A 16629-nucleotide genomic window follows, 5' to 3' on the forward strand; every position below is an offset into this window, starting at 1 on the left:
CATAAAGTTCCTCAACAAGGAGCACTTTTTCTACTGGCGCATCTATGATCGGGTTGTGGGGGAAATTGCCGGGGCCAGGGATAATGAAGTTAGCTGTCCCTGCTGTGGCGCAGGCATGGGCACATACCACTGCCCAACCTGTGGCTTCTGCAGGCCGTTACAGGAAGGAGATCAGTTCGGCCCATGATTTCCGCCTCCGGTGATGAGGGTGGTGGGTAGTTTGTTAATGGGGTGGGGATAAACGCATACATCGGCCCCGTAGACCCTTTTGATATTCGGGGCTGTTAGTATGTCGGCCGGTGTACCGTCAACGTAAACCTCTCCTCCGTTCAGCATGACCATCCAATCGCCCACGTGACGGCTCCCGGTAAGGCGAGAGCGAAAGATTTCACTTACAGACCCTTTTGCGGGAGCTTCACATTCGCTGCTGTGATGCAGGGATGTGATGCAGTGGGGTGAAACCACCGCAGCCGCAACAAACGGGCCTATATAAATCAGGGCTTTGAGTGAAAGCTGGCTGGGATGGCAGGATTCGAACCTGCGGTACACTGTACCAAAAACAGTTGCCTTACCACTTGGCTACATCCCAGCAGCGAGGGGCTAGATACTGCGAAGGCGGGATTGGTTCAAGCCCTGTTTTGCAAAGAAATGACGCTATTCTTTTGGGCTGTCCTGTCGCAGCAGATCTTCGGTGATTTCATCCTGTCGTTCTGCGTCCACGATCCGCTCCAATGCTGCGTTTTCACGTGCATTGACGCTTTCGACCTGCCTGCTTTCCCGCGCATCCGGCATTGCGGGTTTGGCATCACGCTTCAACTGCAGAGCCTGCGTTGCGTCGGGTATCACCACGCCTGCGCCCTGAAGGGCCAGCTTTACCTGGCGCAAGGCCTCTCCTTTGCCCAATACAATGGATGTTTCATTCTGGTCCACCCAACCGGTGACAACTAACTCGATTCCGGCCGGATGGAGCGCCTCGATCCATGTCAGTGCAGCAGGGTCGCTTAGAACGAATGGCAGGTCCTGCACCGTCTGGGCGACCAGTGCGCGTGTTTGTTGCAGGTCTGCGTCACGTTCTATCATGATCGGAAACATGAACCGGCGTTCGGCGTTTTGCGTGTAGTTGATGATCCGGCTCTTGAAGACAGTCGCATTCGGGATTCGGATGTGATTTCCATCGAATGACAGCAAGATCGTTGCGCGGCTCGTGAGGCGGATGACCTTACCGATATCGCCATTGATTTCCACGGTATCATTGGGTCGGAAGGGTTGGCGGAACGATAGCATGACCGAGGCGATGAAGTTTTCGACCGTGTCGCGGACTGCGAAACCCAAGGCCAGACCGATGATGCCAGCTGCGCCAAGAATGGTACTGAGCAGTGCGGTGGCGTTGAGAATATCCAAGGCTATCACAATGCCGAAGATGACGAAGGTGATGCGCAAGAGCTGCCGGTAAATCTCGGCGATGAAGGCGTTGGGTGCCAGACGCTCCCAAGGCCGCTGCATGCGTGCTATCGCAAAGCCCGTAAGGACCACGAAGGCAAAGACGGCACCGGCGATCAGGGCCAGTGGCAGGAAGGCGATAAACTGGTCGACACGCGCCCGGAACCTTTCAATCGCGGGGTTCAGGCGATCACCGATATCGGTTGTTTCGGTCACCTGATTGCGCACCGCAACAACGCCTTGCACGCGCGCGGCCAGTTGTTCGAGCTCGACAGCTTCAATCGCTGACGTTGTCGTTCCACGGATGGTGACGACACCCTCGCTTACGGTGACGCTGACGTTTTCATAATTGCCAAGCTCATTCAGGATTTCACGAAGGCGCGTTGCAATCGCAGCGTCTTGCTGGGCGGAGGTTTCTGTTGTGATCGTGCCGTTTGCTTCTTGGGCCACGGCAGGTAATGCAAACGACAAAAAGAGGGCGAAGAGCAGAGAAAGGCGCATGAAATCAATCCATCGGCAATGCCGTAGCATAGTAAAGATTACCGCTCTATCACACCCGGAGCGGATCGGCCTTGGCCAATGAATCGAAAGCCATCAGGCTCTTGATGAGGCCGTCCATTTGATCAAGCGGGATCATGTTTGGTCCGTCAGAGGGCGCGTCATCGGGCGCTTCGTGCGTTTCGATAAAGACCGCTGCAATCCCCAACGAGACAGCGGCGCGCGCCATTACCGGGGCGAATTCACGCTGCCCACCCGATGAACCGCCCATGCCCCCCGGTTGCTGCACCGAATGGGTGGCATCCATGACCACCGGATAACCGCTACGGGCCATGGTCGGTAGCGACCGCATATCTGCGACCAGTGTGTTATAGCCAAATGAGGCCCCGCGTTCGGTCAGCAGGATCCGCTTGTTGCCTGTGCTTTCGACCTTTGACACCACATTGGGCATGTCCCAAGGGGCAAGGAACTGGCCTTTCTTGATATTTATCACAGCGCCGGTTTCGCCGGCAGCCAGCAGCAGATCGGTTTGGCGGCAAAGGAACGCGGGGATTTGCATGATGTCGCAGACTGCTGCAACGGTGGCGCATTGATCCGGTGCGTGGATATCTGTCAGAATCGGGCAGCCGATGTTGTCCTTGACCGATTGCAAAACCTTGAGGCCTTCATCCATGCCAAGGCCGCGTTTGCCGCTCAAGGATGTCCGGTTCGCCTTGTCATAAGACCCTTTGAACACGAATTGGGCACCATGTGCGGCACATACCTCGGCCATTTTGCCTGCGATCATCTGGGCATGGTCCGTGCCTTCCAGCTGGCATGGACCCGCGATCACCAAGAGGGGAAGGTCATTGCTGACCGCCACATCACCAATATCGACTGTACGCATCAAGAGCTGACCTGTTCACGAAGGATCGAGGCTGTAATCGAAATCATCAGGTAGATGCCCGAAAAGATCAGGAATGCCAGGATCGTGTTTTCAAAAGCGCGTGGATAGGTCGCCTGATCGGGAATGATCGGGCGCACGCTTTGCGACAGATAGCGAACCTGCCGGTTGGCTTCAATACGGGCGGTTTCCATCTGGGTCAGCGCCTGCTGGACCATCGCAGTCTGGAAGGAATAGTTTTCTTCCGCGGTGCGGAGTTCGGTGTTGCGCGCAGCGAGCGAGCCCTGTGCGCTTGTGCCGCCAACTAGCTGGTCGCGCAAATCCGCGATCAACGCGTCGATATTGGAAATCTGATTGCGGAGCGACTGTACCTGGACTTGGCTGGGGCGATCGACATTAAGCCGGGATTGCAGCACCAGTTCGAGCTGCTGTCTTTCGCTTTCCAACGCGTTGATCTGTGACATGCGCGCCGTGCTCTCGCTTTGCGGATCAATCTGGCGCACGTCCTCCTGAATGGCCAGCCATGTGGCAAGGGCTTCGGCGCGCCGTTTCTCCGCTTCTTCATAGCTTTGCAGGGCGCCGCGCATTTGATCCTCGCGTAGCCGACCGGTGAGTTGGTCGACCTGCTCTTCGGCATAACCGATCAACGCTTGGGAAAAGTCATAACTTTTGGTCGGGTCGGCGGCGATGACTTCCAAGCGGATCAGCCCTTCGGTCGGATCATAGCTGATCTTCACACGGTCGCTATAAAGGCCAAAGGCCTGTTCGTTGGTTGCGCCTTCTTCAAGTCGCTGAATGGCGTCGATGCCGGGGTCCGCAAAATGATCTTTGAACCCGTGATCCGCGTCCAGGCGCAACATCGCCTCGCGGGAAGCAAGATAGGATTGCACCGCGATGCTGTCCTGCTGGGTCGCCATGGACGTGCCCTGGAACAAAGTCGCCAACCCCTGAGGTCCGCCGCCCTGTGGTTGGGCCTGCTGGATCACGATTTCAGATTTGGTCGCGTACATGGGCGTCGCAACATTGTAGAAATACCACCCGAACAGAAATGTTGGCAAGAACACGAAAACGGCTAAACGCGTGAACAACAGGGCTAGCTTGCGCTTGCGTCTGTTGGCGATGTCACGCTGGATTTGCAGAATTTCTGACGCGTTACGGTTTAATGCAGCTTGGTTGTTGGTTGAAGGAAGCGACAGCGCCTCGTCTTGGCGTGTATCCGGCAACTGTATCCGGCCCCGTCTCCCAGGAACTTTCGCACTGTCTGGTTTGACCAGCTCAAGCACGGAACTGCGCTGAAACGGGTCAATGCCCGCTGCACGCAACAGCCGCACGGCATCGTAATCGGAAGACGCTTCAAAACCGTTCTTGAGCGCAACCCTGCGCGCCATGCGCAATTGGCGCCCTGTCAGCCCCTCTTTGCTGATCGCCGCGATCTGCTCGGCTTGGGAAGGGGCTTTGGCTCTTTCCATAGTCTCTGAAGCAGGATCGGATTGTGTTTGTTCCTCGGGAATTTTCCGCCTGACGCGGAATTTCTTAACCTTGGGTTTGGTAGTCATAAAGCACGCGCGCCTCTTCCAAGGTGTCAAACATATGCAGTTGTCCATTCTTCAGCACAGCCGCCGACTTGGCAAGACGCTCAAGCACTGCAGGTTGGTGGGATACGATGATCACGGTTGCTTTTTCCAGCCTCTCACGCAGGATTTCACCTGCCTTGCGGTTGAATTCCGCATCTGTCGCGCCGGGCATACCTTCGTCGATAAGATAAATATCAAAGTCGAGCGCAAGCAAAAGTGCAAAAGAAAACCGTGCACGCATACCCGAAGAGTAGGTGCCCAGAGGCATGTCAAAATACTCTTCCAGCCCGCAAAGCCATCTGCAAAACGCCTCGACGTAATCAGGGTCAAGCCCGTAAAGCCGCGCGATAAAGCGGCTGTTTTCCATCGCGGACTGGGTGCCGTCCGTTCCACCCATGAACCCGAGTGGGAACGAGATCCGGCAACCGCGCCTGATCGTCCCTTCGTCAGGTTTTTCGAGACCTGATATCATGTTGATCAGCGTGGTTTTGCCGGTTCCATTGGGTGCCAGAATACCCAATGAATTGCCCAGTTCGACACGGAAAGACGCACGGTCAAGGATTACCTTGCGCTGCGTGCCCGTCCAAAACGATTTGCTGACTTCCGCAAACTCTAACATTTCTATCCCGTCCAAGCTCGCATTGCGCTGCGCACGTTCTTATACTCATTGAAGGTTAACATGACTGAAGAAGTTTCCATACCGCGACTTTGCGGCACGATTATAGCGACGTTTCCGTGAATTGCGGCAACTTGCCCTATCTATCAAATACCCGTCGCCCAGAGAGGTGTCACCTCAATGACCCTGCAAGACGAGATTTCCGCCTGCACACTCTGCGCTGACCGTTTCGCCGCAACGGCGACGCGGCATCAGCCAAGGCCGGTAGTGTGGTTTAAAACGCCTCCGCGGATATTGATTGCGGGTCAGGCACCGGGAATGCGGGTCCACGGGGCGGGCAGGCCGTTTTGGGATAGGTCCGGCGACCGGCTCCGCGACTGGTTGGGAACCAACTCCGGCACTTTTTATGATCGCAGCAAGATCGCGATCGTCCCCATGGCGTTTTGTTTTCCCGGCTATGATGCCAAGGGATCTGACCTGCCACCACCGCCGATCTGTCGGGAGACATGGCATGATCGTGTGATGGCGGCTCTTGGCGACGTGCCTTTGACTGTGGTGGTCGGTGGCTACGCCCATCGGTGGCATATGGGACCGCAAAAAAGCGTCACAACGACCGTCCAGAACTGGCGCGACTTTGCACCGCGCGTCTTTCCCTTGCCACATCCGTCTTGGCGCAATACCGGATGGTTGAAGAAAAACCCGTGGTTTGAGGCTGATCTGCTGCCCGAGCTGCGTACCGCAGTGAAAGACGCATTAAAATGACCGATCTGGACCAAGCCCATGCCGTAATGGAAGCCGCCCCCGAGGATGACGCGCTGCGCCTTCGGTTTTACGAACGGCTGGCCGATACCGAACTTTTCATGTTGCTGGGCGCAGAGGCCGAGGGCGATCAGATCACGCCGGAGATTTTTGAGATCGAGGACCAGAAGTTCACGCTTGTATTCGATCGCGAAGAGCGCCTGTCGCAGTTCGTGGGGCGTGTTGCGCCTTATGCTGCCGTCCCGGGCCGTGCGTTGGCCCAGATGCTGGCGGGGCAGGGGGTCGGACTGGCCCTGAACCTCGAAGTGGCACCTTCGGCGATGTTGATTCCTGCCGAAGCTGTCGACTGGCTCGTGGAGACCCTGTCGCATGGTCCCGATGAAACTGAGGCGCGTTTGACCGAACTCTCTGCACCGGGTGGCTTACCAGAGGCTGTCGTGTCGGGATTGGACCGCAAGCTGGCGATTGCTGCCGGGCTTGCGCGTTTTGCCTATCTGGCTGCGGCCACTTATGAGGATGGCACGCGCGGGCATGTGTTGGCCTTTATCGATGCGATTGAAGGCGCTGAAAAAGCGTTGGCCTCTGCCGCAGGCGAGGCGCTGACATTTTCGGGGATCGAGGCGGGTATGATGGACGTGCTCTTTGTGCGGGCCAGCGATCCGCTTGCAGCACACCTTGCCAAGGTCGGGCTGCGGTTTGATCTGCCGAAACCAGAGGCACCGCATGTGCCGGGCGCACCGGGGATGGACCCCGAGAAACCGCCGAAACTGCGCTAGTAGCCGCGACCACGGTTCACAAGAAAGCGGAAGGGTTGGCCTGCCTCACCTCGCCTTATGTTTTCTACAATGACCTCAGCGGCCGTTTCAGGCCGTGTCGTCGACGCGATATGCGGTGTGACGGTCACCTTTGGGTGCGCCCAAAACGGATCGTCCGGTGGCAAGGGTTCGGTGCGGAAGACATCCAGAGTGGCGTGTGCGATCTGCCCGCTGTCAAGTGCCGCCAAAAGTGCTGCATCGTCGATCAGCGGCCCGCGGCCGGGGTTGATCACAAAGCTGCCTTTGGCCATCAGCGCGAGTGTCTCGGCATTTAGAATATCGGTGGTCTCCGGTGTTTGCGGTAGAAGCAGGATGACGATCTGTGCGTCTGTAAGGGCCTCTTGCAGTCCCTTTTCGCCGTGCAAACACCGGATATCTGGAATGTCTTTTGGGCTGCGGCTCCACCCTGTCACAGGAAAGCCGAGCCTATGAAGTGACTCTCCGCAGGCTGCACCCAGCGCCCCGATCCCGAGGATCGTAACAGGCCGCTTTGCCGCGACCGGTGGAAAGCTGTCGTCCCGCCAGGTCCCGTCTTGCCCAAGGATATGCGTATCCATGCCAAGGTGATGGCGCAGCGTATGCCCGGTGACCCATTCGACCATGCCATTTGTCAAGCTTTCATCAACCAAGCGGCAGAGCGGCTGTGTCAGGGTTTCATTGTCGACAATCGTCTCGACTCCGGCCCAAAGGCCCATCACGGCTTTGGTTTTGGTATAAGGGCGAAAATCAGTGACGGGGCCGTTGGGCGTGAAGATGATGTAATCGACGTCCTCTGGCACGTGATCGCGCGAAAGGTTCGCATCAATCCCTGCCTCTGCAAAGGCGGCATTCAGGGGGGCTTGGTAGTCCGTCCAAGCGGCAGATTTGGCGGAAAAAAGAACATTGAGCATCAGCGGGGCCTATGAATGTGAGCGCTTTGAACCAGACCAAAAGCCACTAACAGGACCAGCATGGCCGATCCTCCATAGCTGACCAGCGGCAGGGGCACACCCACGACAGGTGCAAGTCCGGTGACCATGGCCATATTGACGGCAAAGAAAAGGAAAAATGTCATTGCGACGCCCAAGGTCAGCAATGATGCAAACCGGTCGCGGTTACCCAAGGCAGAGATGATGCAGAACAGGACAATCAGCATATAAAGCCCAAGCAGGGTGACAGCCCCCACAAAGCCGAATTCTTCGGCTAGCGTCGTGAAAATAAAGTCGGTGTGTTTTTCGGGCAGGAAATTCAGGCGTGACTGTGTGCCTTGCATGAAACCGCGTCCGGTCCAGCCACCTGATCCTAGCGCGATTTTGGCTTGCGTGATGTGATAGCCTGCGCCCAGCGGATCGTTGGCAGGGTCCAGAAACGTGTCGATGCGCCGGTACTGATAGTCTTTGAGCAATTGCCAGGGCGTACCGCGACTTTGTAAAACCGCGCCAATGGCAGCAACACCACCCCCCATAACAGTGGCGAAATAGGCCCAATGCACGCCAGCAAGAAACATGACTGACGCCCCGCCGATCAACAGCAAGAGCGCGGTGCCAAGATCAGGCTGGTTCAGGACCAGCATCGCGGGAGCAAGGATGAATAGTACAGGGAGTACGACCCATAACGGGTGCGACGTCTTTTTGTTGGGCAGCCAGTCATAATAAGCCGCCAGAAACATGACCAAAGTAATCTTGGTCAGCTCGGATGGTTGCAATCGCATGAACCCGATATCGATCCAGCGCTGGGCACCCATGCGTACCTCACCGAAGAATTCAACCCCAAGCAAAAGCAATAGCGACCCCCCATATGCGAGAAAGGCCATGTTCCGCCAGAACCAGATTGGCACCATCGCTACGATGATCATCAACACCATGCCAAGAGCAAAGCGTTCCATCTGCGGTTCCACCCAAGGGGTCATTGAACCGCCGGCAACCGAATAAAGCATTAGAAAACCGGCGCAAGCGACTGCGGTCAGTAACAGAATAATCGGCCAGTGCAGGTACAGGACCTTACGTAGGCCCGTTGGCACATATTTGGCGTTATATTCAAGATAACTCATACGCGGCTGCGCCCTTTGGCCCCCGGTGGCACGCGCGTTTCGATACGACGTTGCTGTTCGGCAATTCTGTCGCGCACATTGGCGGGATAGGCCTCTAATGGTGGTGGTCCGCCGTATTGGGCCTGCAAGATGATATCACGCGCGATGGGTGCGGCGACACTTGATCCACCGCCGCCATGTTCCACGACCACCGAAACGGCGTAGCGCGGGTTGTCATATGGCGCGTAGCCGACAAAGAGCGCGTGATCGCGGCGTTCCCAAGGCAGGTCTTCATTTCGGGTGACCCCTGCCGCCCGTTCTTCGGGCGTGATGCGGCGCACCTGGCTTGTGCCTGTCTTGCCCGCCATTTTGTGCGCCTCATCGGTGATCCGCGATCCATAGGCGGTCCCGCGACGATGATTGCAGACATCGACCATCGAGGCGCGAATACGGCGTAAGGTGTTTTCGTTTATGCCAAGGCTGTCGCCCAGTCCGCTGGGCTGTTCAAGACCGTCAATCAGCCGGATCAAGCGCGGCGTCACTGTCCTGCCCGTCGCAATGCGCGCAGTCATGATGGCCAGTTGCAGCGGCGACGACAGCACATAGCCCTGCCCAATTGACGCGTTGACGGTATCGCCGATGCGCCACTGTTCGCCGCGCACGCGTGATTTCCATTCCTTGTCCGGTGCCAGCCCCTCGGCCACCGCAGAAAGCGGTAAATCGTGGCGCACCCCAAGCCCAAGCTTGCGGGCCATCTCTGCCATCTTGTCGATGCCGACGCGCTGGGCGATCTCGTAATAGTAGCAATCACAGCTTTGCTTGAGGCTCTCGTGCAGATCGATGTTGCCATGGCCGCCCCGCTTCCAGCAGTGGAAGCGGATGTTGAAGACATCGGTGTAGCCGGGGCAATAGACGGTCTCGTCAGGGGTCACGAGACCGGCTTCCATCGCAGCCATCACCGTGACCATCTTGAATGTCGAACCGGGCGGATAAGTACCTTGCACGGCCTTTGCCGCCAGTGGGCGATACTTGTCGGCATTCAGCGTGTTCCAATCCGTTACGGAAATGCCGCGCACAAACAGATTTGGGTCAAATGCGGGGGCCGAGGCAATGGCCCGCAAATCGCCGTTTTCTAGATCGATAACGACCGCGCCAGCAGATTCGCCATCCAAGCGCGCCTGAACATAGTTTTGCAGTCGGCTATCCAATGTGAGTTGGATGTCCTTGCCCGGATCGCCTTCTTGACGGTCGAGTTCACGCATGATCCGGCCTGCCGCATTCACCTCGATCCGCCGGGTCCCGGCGCTGCCGCGCAAACTGCGCTCCAGTTTGTTTTCCGCGCCAGTCTTGCCGATCTGGAATTTAGGGATTTGCAGTAACGGGTCAGGATCTTCGATCCTGCCCAGATCATAGTCGCTGACCGGCCCGACATAACCAACCACATGCGCAAGATCAGCACCCCAAGGGTAAACACGGCTCAGGCCCACTTCAGCCTGAATACCGGGCAGGGCCGGTGTGTTCAGATTGATCTGTGCGACGTCTTCCCAAGACAAACGGTCCGCGATGGTAACAGGCACGAAAGGCGAGCGGCGCTGCATTTCTTCCATCGCACGCGTCAGATCATCGGGATCAATTTCGACGATTTCGGTGAGCTTGGCCAGCACTTCACCCACATCGCCTGCATCTTCGCGGACCATGACGACGCGGTAGTTTTGCTCATTCGCGGCAATTGCGATTCCGTTGCGATCAAAGATCAGGCCACGGGACGGTGCCAGCAGGCGGATGTTGATCCGGTTTTCCTCGGCCAGCAGACGGAACTGGTCGGCCTGTTCGACCTGCATGGACTGCAATCGCAATCCAAGCGCACCAATTACGCCCAATTGAACACCCCCCATGACCAAGGCGCGGCGGCTGATGGTGCGCGCGCTTGCAATGATATCCTTGGGTGGACGTTTCATAGAACTTGCCCTTTGCTGCCAATTTCACCGGGTGATGTCCGTGTCACACCAAATGCGAAATGCGCAACAAGCACAATGACGGGATAAATAAGGATTGTTACAATCATCTCGATCAATGTCAGGCCCAAAGGTGCCTGGGGCGACATGACGACGGCAAGAATGACGCGATTGACGATCGTGATAGCCGCAACGCCAAATGCAATCGTACCCCATTCAATCAAAAGAGGCATGTCGCGGAATTCTCTGTGCCGACGGCGGATCATTTCGGTCAGGATCACGACGAGAGCTGCCCACAGCCCGGGTGGACGCATGAACAGGAAATCTGTCAGTAGAAAAAGCATCGCGATGACGAAAACGGGGATATGTTCCGGTTTCCGGGCAACCCACACCAATGTCGCTGCCAGCAGCAGGTCCGGAGAGACCCAAAGCGAAGGGCGCATATCCAGCGGCACGAGATCGACCACGATCAGCACAAATGCCGCAAAGACGAACACGCCGCGCCGCGCCCATGTCTTGCTATCTGCGCGCTCAGCCATCACGTCGCTCCGAAGCACCCAGCGCGGCAGGGCTGATCCCGGCAGGGCCAAAGAACTCGGCCTCCGGTGCCAGGAGGTTGTCAGGGTCTGCAATATTTTCATGCGGCTGCGACCGTAGAACCCGCAGAAATTCGAGCTGCTGGTAATCTGCTGCCAGACGCACACGCAGCCTGTCATCCGTCCCCAATGCAACCTGACCCACCAAAAGATCGGCAGGAAAAACACCGCCGTCGCCGGAAGAGACAACCCTGTCGCCTGGCCGGACAAGTGCAGTGTCTTCCAGAAACTCCAGCGGCGGGTTCAGCGAGTTGTCGCCCGCAAGAATGGCCTTCTGCCCGGACGGCTGGATCGTTACCGGAATCCGGCTTGATGTGTCAGTCAAGAGCATGACGCGGCTCGTATTCTGGCCAACCCCTGCAATGCGGCCAACCAAACCGATCGCATCCATGGTGGGCCAGCCGTCGATGATGCCGTCGCGGGCACCCACATTTACCAAGACAGACTGACGAAATGGCGAACCGCTATCGGTGATCACCACGCCGGTTACGACAGTCAGTTGTGGATCAATACTGACGTTGTTGAGATCCAGCAGTTTGGCGTTTTCCTGCTCCAATTGCAGGGCCGCTTCTTTCCATGCCTTCATCTGCTGCAACTCGCGGCGCAGATCCTGGTTTTGTTCACGCAGTTGCTGATAACTCTGAAAATCAGTGACAAGGTTCGCTGCGCCCGTAATCGGTGCCATCGCCCAGTCAAATGACGGCACGACCGCATCAATGGCGACTGCACGCAGGCGCTCGACCCTTGGACTGTCGATCCGCCAGACCAGAAACAACCCGATCAGCGCCAATACCAATACCCCGACCAGCAGTCTGCGGATCGGGCCAATGAAGTCTTCGCTGGTCTTGTCGCGTGCCAAGGGCGGATATTCCCTCGTATTGAGTTAGCTGTCGTAGTCTATCACATGCCGTAGCTGTTTTTCATATTCCAGTGCGCGACCGGTCCCCAATGCAACACAATTGAGTGACTCGTCCGCCACAGAGATCGCCAGACCGGTCTGTTCACGCAGCGCCAGATCAAGCTGTCCCAAGAGCGCACCACCACCCGTCAGCATCACGCCACGGTCAACGATGTCAGCGGCAAGGTCAGGCGGCGTTGCTTCCAAAGCTGTCATCACAGCCTCGCAGATTTGTTGGACGGGTTCAGCCAAAGCCTCGGCCACTTGCGCTTGTGAAATCTCGGTTTCCTTGGGCACGCCGTTCAACAGATCACGGCCCCGGATATGCATAGACTGGCCGCGACCGTCATCGGGCATGCGTGCGGTACCGATCGATGTCTTGATCCGTTCCGCAGTGCTTTCACCGATGAGCAGGTTATGCTGGCGGCGCAGATAGTTGATGATCGCCTCGTCCATGCGGTCACCGCCGACGCGGACGGACCGAGCATAAACAATATCACCCAGCGACAGAACCGCGACCTCGGTTGTACCACCGCCAATGTCGACGACCATGTTCCCTGTCGGATCGGTGATCGGCATACCGGCACCGATAGCGGCCGCAATGGGCTCTGCAATCAATCCTGCGCGTCGGGCTCCGGCGGACAAGACCGACTGACGGATCGCGCGCTTTTCGACTGGCGTCGCACCATGCGGGACGCAGACGATGATCTTGGGTTTTGAAAATGTAGACCGACGATGCACCTTCCTGATGAAGTGCTTGATCATCTCTTCCGCAGTATCAAAGTCCGCGATCACGCCATCACGCATAGGGCGGATCGCCTCGATGCTGCCGGGGGTGCGACCCAGCATCAACTTGGCGTCTTCGCCAACCGCCAGAACCTTTTTCACGCCGTCTTTGACGTGGTAGGCGACGACCGATGGTTCGGACAAGACGATGCCCTTGCCTTTGACGTAGACCAGTGTGTTCGCTGTCCCCAAGTCAATTGCCATATCAGAAGAAAACAATCCGCCGAAACTTGCCATGCTCGTGGCCTTCCCATTTCCAGAGTTTTTACCGCGCTGTCCCGTTCGCGGATTTCATCTGGTTATAGAGATACTGCAGGTGGGATAGAAGCCCCCACGAAACGGAACGCGGCGGCAATCTGCCGCTTGTTATTTTCTGCGGAAATTTTTGTTGAAATGCGGTGAAACAGGACATGAACTATCAATTTTGCAACTATTAAGCTGCTAAGGTTAAGATGCTGCAATTGTTCACCCGACTTTCAAACGCATTGCGACGACCCGGGTCACCGGATCGCCGCAAGATGAATCAGTTGCAATGTGCGCTAGGTGTCTTTGTAGCTGACCCCTTTCACATCATATCCGGGTTCGGATTTTTCACGCCGGACAAGCAGACGGTTCAGCGCGTTAATGTAGGCCTTGGCACTCGCAACGACAGTGTCGGTATCGGCGGACTGACCGGTCGCGATACGCCCGTCCTCTTCCATGCGGACCGAGACTGTGGCTTGCGCGTCGGTTCCTTCGGTTACCGCGCTGACCTGATAGAGCTGCAGGCGGGCCCCATGCGGAAAGATCGCCTTGACCGCGTTGAAGGTCGCATCCACCGGGCCGTCACCCGTCGCCGATGTTTCAACATCGGCACCGTCAACCACCATCACCATATCCGCTTGCTGCGGGCCCTCGGTGCCGCAGACGACACGCAGGGATTTCAGTTTCAGGCGGTCATCTTCGGTGTCGTTTTGATAGACCAGTGCCATCAGGTCGTCGTCAAACACTTCCTTCTTGCGGTCGGCCAGATCCTTGAACCGGACAAACACATCGTTCAGTTGGTTGTCGGCCAGATCAAACCCCAGTTCGTTCAGCTTGGCCCGCAATGCGGCGCGGCCAGAGTGCTTGCCCAAGGGCAGCGAGGTTCCAGACAGGCCAATATCCTCGGGCTTCATCACCTCGAAAGTTTCTCGGTTTTTCAGCATGCCGTCCTGATGGATGCCGCTTTCATGGGCAAAGGCGTTCTTGCCGACGATCGCCTTGTTGTACTGCACGGCAAAGCCGGAAACCGTTGCAACGCGACGCGAGATGTTCATGATCTTGCGTGTATCGATTTTGGTGCTGTAGGGCATGATGTCATTGCGCACCTTGAGCGCCATGACGACTTCTTCCAAGGCTGTATTGCCTGCGCGTTCACCCAGACCGTTGATCGTGCATTCAATCTGACGTGCGCCACCTTCAACGGCGGCCAGTGAGTTGGCCGTCGCCATGCCCAGATCGTTGTGGCAATGGGTGGCAAAGATGACCTCGTCCGCACCTGGCACTGTTGCGATCAGATTGCGGATCAGATCGGCGCTTTCGCGTGGCGCAGTATAGCCGACGGTGTCAGGAATGTTGATCGTCGTTGCGCCTGCCTTTACGGCAATCTCGACCACACGGCACAGATAGTCCCACTCGGTGCGGGTCGCATCCATGGGTGACCATTGCACGTTATCGCAAAGGTTGCGGGCGTGGGTGACGGTGTCGTGAATGCGCTCGGCCATTTCATCCATGGTCAGGTTGGGGATCGCCCGGTGCAGTGGCGAGGTGCCGATGAATGTGTGAATGCGCGGCGATTTGGCATGCTTCACGGCTTCCCAGCAGCGGTCAATATCCTTGTAGTTGGCGCGCGACAGGCCGCAAATGGTGGCAGATTTCGACAGTTTGGCGATATCGCTCACGGCCTGAAAGTCACCCTCGGATGCAATCGGAAATCCGGCTTCGATGATGTCGACACCCATGTCGTCCAGCATCTCGGCGATTTCCAGTTTCTCGTCGTGTGTCATGGTGGCGCCGGGGGATTGCTCGCCGTCGCGCAGGGTTGTGTCGAATATCAACACGTCGTTCGATTGGGTCATTTTTGAATTCCTTTAGTCCTTAGCTTGTCATGGCGCGTTTCACCCTCTGAGCGGTCGCGCCGACAGGCACGCTCAGAGGCAGCTAAGGAGTAGGATGTCGCGCGAAACCAGCCCTATCGAGGCCGAGTCTGTTTTATGAGCGCCTATCATCATGACGGCGACTATACTGCCCATACTTCGGTTGAAAAGGCCCAATTGCGCTACATTGGACAGTTTTTTGTGCGGAACCCACATCATCGCACAAATGAAGAAGGGAAGACAGATACACGGGTCTCTGACTTGTCCACTGTGGCGCTGGTGCTAGGTCAGATGGTGTTAAAGGAGAAAGAAATGCGTGCATTGGTGATCGGAGCAAGTGGCGGGATCGGAGCGGCAGTATCGCGGCAATTGTTGCGCGATGACTGGGAGGTTGTCGAACTTTCGCGGTCTGAGCACGGCTTTGATGTCGGCAATTCTGCGTCTGTCGAAAAAGGGATGGCGCTGCAGTCGGGGGCGTTTGACCTGATCTTTATTGCCGTCGGTATTCTGGCATCGGTTGGGGGAGCGCCGGAAAAGGCGCTTTCTGCGATCAAAGCTGACGATATGGCACGTGTTTTTGCCGTAAACAGCATCGGTCCCGCCTTGATCCTGCGGCATGCCGCGCGCCTTTTGCCGAAAGAGAAGCGGGGCGTCGTTGCCACCCTGTCGGCGCGTGTCGGATCAATCGGAGACAACAATATCGGGGGCTGGTATTCTTATAGGGCGTCCAAGGCGGCGTTGAACCAGATCGTGCATGGCGCGGCTATCGAGTTGGGGCGGTCGCACAAGCAATCAATCTGTGTGTCACTGCATCCTGGAACGGTCGAAACCACTTTTACCCAGAACTATGCCGGTCGCCACAAGACCGTTCCCGCGGATGAGGCTGCCAGCAATCTGCTGGACGTGCTTGCCAAACTGACACCCGACGACTCAGGCGGGTTTTATGACTATGCAGGTAAGGAAATCGTCTGGTGAGGCTGGTTCTTGTTCTGGGGGACCAGCTCTCATCAGGCCTGTCGGCCCTTCTCAAGGCAGACAGGGCCAGCGATGTGGTGGTGATGGCAGAGGTGGCGGATGAGGCCAGCTATGTGCCGCATCACCCCAAGAAAATCGCTTTTACCTTTGCTGCCATGCGCAAATTTGCGGAAAAGCTGAGTAGCGATGGCTGGACTGTTGCGTACACCAAACTTGATGACCCAGAGAATACAGGCTCCATCACCGGAGAGTTGATCCGCCGTACTGCGGAGTATGATCCCGCAGGCGTGGTCTATACCGAGCCCGGCGAATGGCGTTTGATCGCCGCTTTGGGGGACATGCCACTTAAATCCCACAGCTTGCCGGACACACGGTTTATCGACACTCATCAGGAATTTGACGACTGGGCCGAAGGGCGCAAGCAATTGCGCATGGAATATTTCTATCGCGACATGCGCCGCAAGACGGGCCTGCTGATGGACGGTGACAAGCCCGAGGGCGGGAAGTGGAATTACGATCACGACAATCGAAAGCCTGCGCCTGATCAGATCGGATTTGATGGTCCCATGCAATTCAGCCCCGACGAAACGGTGCAAGAGGTTCTCGCGCTTGTCAGCGATCGGTTTGCAGGCAATTTCGGAGATTTGGAGCCGTTCTGGTTTGCCACGGATACCGGACAGGCGCGGCAGCATCTGGCGCATTGGCTGAA

At 57.0% G+C, this 16629-nt stretch carries 15 protein-coding genes and 1 tRNA gene; 4 read left to right on the top strand and 12 right to left on the bottom strand.

Annotated elements, in window-relative coordinates:
- Positions 1 to 514: 514 nt before the first annotated feature.
- From R6T97_RS16570 to R6T97_RS16590, 5 genes are all read right to left on the bottom strand, one after another.
- Positions 515 to 589: transfer RNA gene (locus R6T97_RS16570), tRNA-Gln, on the bottom strand.
- Between the two features lie 65 nt (positions 590 to 654).
- Positions 655 to 1941 (bottom strand): mechanosensitive ion channel domain-containing protein, encoded by a 1287-nt coding sequence (locus tag R6T97_RS16575; protein WP_410350385.1) that lies wholly within the window; start codon positions 1939 to 1941, stop codon positions 655 to 657.
- A 49-nt stretch (positions 1942 to 1990) separates the two neighbouring features.
- On the bottom strand, positions 1991 to 2824 hold the full coding sequence (gene kdsA / locus R6T97_RS16580; protein WP_410350386.1) for a 3-deoxy-8-phosphooctulonate synthase: 834 nt from the start codon (positions 2822 to 2824) through the stop codon (positions 1991 to 1993).
- Complete coding sequence (locus R6T97_RS16585) at positions 2824 to 4377, bottom strand: capsule biosynthesis protein (RefSeq protein ID WP_410350387.1); 1554 nt, start codon at positions 4375 to 4377, stop codon at positions 2824 to 2826. The genes kdsA and R6T97_RS16585 overlap by 1 nt, the downstream gene beginning before the upstream one ends.
- The gene (locus R6T97_RS16590) at positions 4355 to 5014 is read right to left on the bottom strand and encodes an ABC transporter ATP-binding protein (RefSeq protein WP_410350388.1); all 660 of its coding nucleotides are present in this window, start codon (positions 5012 to 5014) and stop codon (positions 4355 to 4357) included. The genes R6T97_RS16585 and R6T97_RS16590 overlap by 23 nt, the downstream gene beginning before the upstream one ends.
- A gap of 177 nt (positions 5015 to 5191) precedes the next feature.
- On the opposite strand from R6T97_RS16590, the gene R6T97_RS16595 reads away from it, so the two are divergent.
- Complete coding sequence (locus R6T97_RS16595) at positions 5192 to 5773, top strand: uracil-DNA glycosylase family protein (protein WP_410350389.1); 582 nt, start codon at positions 5192 to 5194, stop codon at positions 5771 to 5773.
- Positions 5770 to 6546, top strand: coding sequence for an SseB family protein (locus R6T97_RS16600; protein ID WP_410350390.1), 777 nt, complete (start codon positions 5770 to 5772; stop codon positions 6544 to 6546). Before R6T97_RS16595 ends, R6T97_RS16600 begins: the two co-directional genes overlap by 4 nt.
- Here R6T97_RS16600 and R6T97_RS16605 read toward each other — a convergent pair.
- The 7 genes from R6T97_RS16605 to R6T97_RS16635 form a co-directional block, all read right to left on the bottom strand.
- The gene (locus tag R6T97_RS16605) at positions 6543 to 7475 is read right to left on the bottom strand and encodes a 2-hydroxyacid dehydrogenase (protein ID WP_410350391.1); all 933 of its coding nucleotides are present in this window, start codon (positions 7473 to 7475) and stop codon (positions 6543 to 6545) included. The genes R6T97_RS16600 and R6T97_RS16605 overlap by 4 nt on opposite strands.
- On the bottom strand, positions 7475 to 8614 hold the full coding sequence (rodA, locus tag R6T97_RS16610; protein ID WP_410350392.1) for a rod shape-determining protein RodA: 1140 nt from the start codon (positions 8612 to 8614) through the stop codon (positions 7475 to 7477). Before rodA ends, R6T97_RS16605 begins: the two co-directional genes overlap by 1 nt.
- On the bottom strand, positions 8611 to 10551 hold the full coding sequence (mrdA, locus tag R6T97_RS16615; protein WP_410350393.1) for a penicillin-binding protein 2: 1941 nt from the start codon (positions 10549 to 10551) through the stop codon (positions 8611 to 8613). The genes rodA and mrdA overlap by 4 nt, the downstream gene beginning before the upstream one ends.
- Positions 10548 to 11087, bottom strand: coding sequence for a rod shape-determining protein MreD (locus R6T97_RS16620; RefSeq protein WP_410350394.1), 540 nt, complete (start codon positions 11085 to 11087; stop codon positions 10548 to 10550). The genes mrdA and R6T97_RS16620 overlap by 4 nt, the downstream gene beginning before the upstream one ends.
- On the bottom strand, positions 11080 to 12003 hold the full coding sequence (gene mreC / locus R6T97_RS16625; protein ID WP_410350395.1) for a rod shape-determining protein MreC: 924 nt from the start codon (positions 12001 to 12003) through the stop codon (positions 11080 to 11082). Before mreC ends, R6T97_RS16620 begins: the two co-directional genes overlap by 8 nt.
- A 24-nt stretch (positions 12004 to 12027) precedes the next feature.
- On the bottom strand, positions 12028 to 13065 hold the full coding sequence (locus R6T97_RS16630) for a rod shape-determining protein (RefSeq protein ID WP_410350396.1): 1038 nt from the start codon (positions 13063 to 13065) through the stop codon (positions 12028 to 12030).
- 302 nt (positions 13066 to 13367) lie between these two features.
- Positions 13368 to 14927 carry a 2-isopropylmalate synthase gene (locus tag R6T97_RS16635; protein ID WP_410350397.1) on the bottom strand — a complete coding sequence of 520 codons (1560 nt, stop codon included), beginning with the start codon at positions 14925 to 14927 and terminating at the stop codon, positions 13368 to 13370.
- Positions 14928 to 15257: 330 nt separating this feature from the next.
- Here R6T97_RS16635 and R6T97_RS16640 point away from each other — a divergent pair, with 330 nt between their 5' ends.
- Together R6T97_RS16640 and R6T97_RS16645 are read left to right on the top strand one after the other, a co-directional pair.
- Complete coding sequence (locus R6T97_RS16640; RefSeq protein WP_410350398.1) at positions 15258 to 15920, top strand: SDR family NAD(P)-dependent oxidoreductase; 663 nt, start codon at positions 15258 to 15260, stop codon at positions 15918 to 15920.
- On the top strand, positions 15917 to 16629 hold a 713-nt coding region (locus R6T97_RS16645; protein WP_410350399.1), incomplete at its 3' end, for a cryptochrome/photolyase family protein. The genes R6T97_RS16640 and R6T97_RS16645, both read left to right, overlap by 4 nt.

Source organism: Yoonia sp., assembly GCF_046498525.1.
In the GTDB taxonomy this organism is placed as follows: Bacteria; Pseudomonadota; Alphaproteobacteria; order Rhodobacterales; family Rhodobacteraceae; genus Yoonia.

What these genes read in the sequence shown, in the direction of transcription:
- kdsA (WP_410350386.1), bottom strand. Translation starts at nt 2,824, where the DNA reads ATGCGTACAGTCGATATTGGTGATGTGGCGGTCAGCAATGACCTTCCC.
- R6T97_RS16620 (WP_410350394.1), bottom strand. Translation starts at nt 11,087, where the DNA reads ATGGCTGAGCGCGCAGATAGCAAGACATGGGCGCGGCGCGGCGTGTTC.
- R6T97_RS16640 (WP_410350398.1), top strand. Translation starts at nt 15,258, where the DNA reads ATGCGTGCATTGGTGATCGGAGCAAGTGGCGGGATCGGAGCGGCAGTA.
- rodA (WP_410350392.1), bottom strand. Translation starts at nt 8,614, where the DNA reads ATGAGTTATCTTGAATATAACGCCAAATATGTGCCAACGGGCCTACGT.
- R6T97_RS16635 (WP_410350397.1), bottom strand. Translation starts at nt 14,927, where the DNA reads ATGACCCAATCGAACGACGTGTTGATATTCGACACAACCCTGCGCGAC.
- R6T97_RS16575 (WP_410350385.1), bottom strand. Translation starts at nt 1,941, where the DNA reads ATGCGCCTTTCTCTGCTCTTCGCCCTCTTTTTGTCGTTTGCATTACCT.
- R6T97_RS16600 (WP_410350390.1), top strand. Translation starts at nt 5,770, where the DNA reads ATGACCGATCTGGACCAAGCCCATGCCGTAATGGAAGCCGCCCCCGAG.
- R6T97_RS16595 (WP_410350389.1), top strand. Translation starts at nt 5,192, where the DNA reads ATGACCCTGCAAGACGAGATTTCCGCCTGCACACTCTGCGCTGACCGT.
- R6T97_RS16630 (WP_410350396.1), bottom strand. Translation starts at nt 13,065, where the DNA reads ATGGCAAGTTTCGGCGGATTGTTTTCTTCTGATATGGCAATTGACTTG.
- R6T97_RS16590 (WP_410350388.1), bottom strand. Translation starts at nt 5,014, where the DNA reads ATGTTAGAGTTTGCGGAAGTCAGCAAATCGTTTTGGACGGGCACGCAG.
- R6T97_RS16585 (WP_410350387.1), bottom strand. Translation starts at nt 4,377, where the DNA reads ATGACTACCAAACCCAAGGTTAAGAAATTCCGCGTCAGGCGGAAAATT.
- mrdA (WP_410350393.1), bottom strand. Translation starts at nt 10,551, where the DNA reads ATGAAACGTCCACCCAAGGATATCATTGCAAGCGCGCGCACCATCAGC.
- R6T97_RS16605 (WP_410350391.1), bottom strand. Translation starts at nt 7,475, where the DNA reads ATGCTCAATGTTCTTTTTTCCGCCAAATCTGCCGCTTGGACGGACTAC.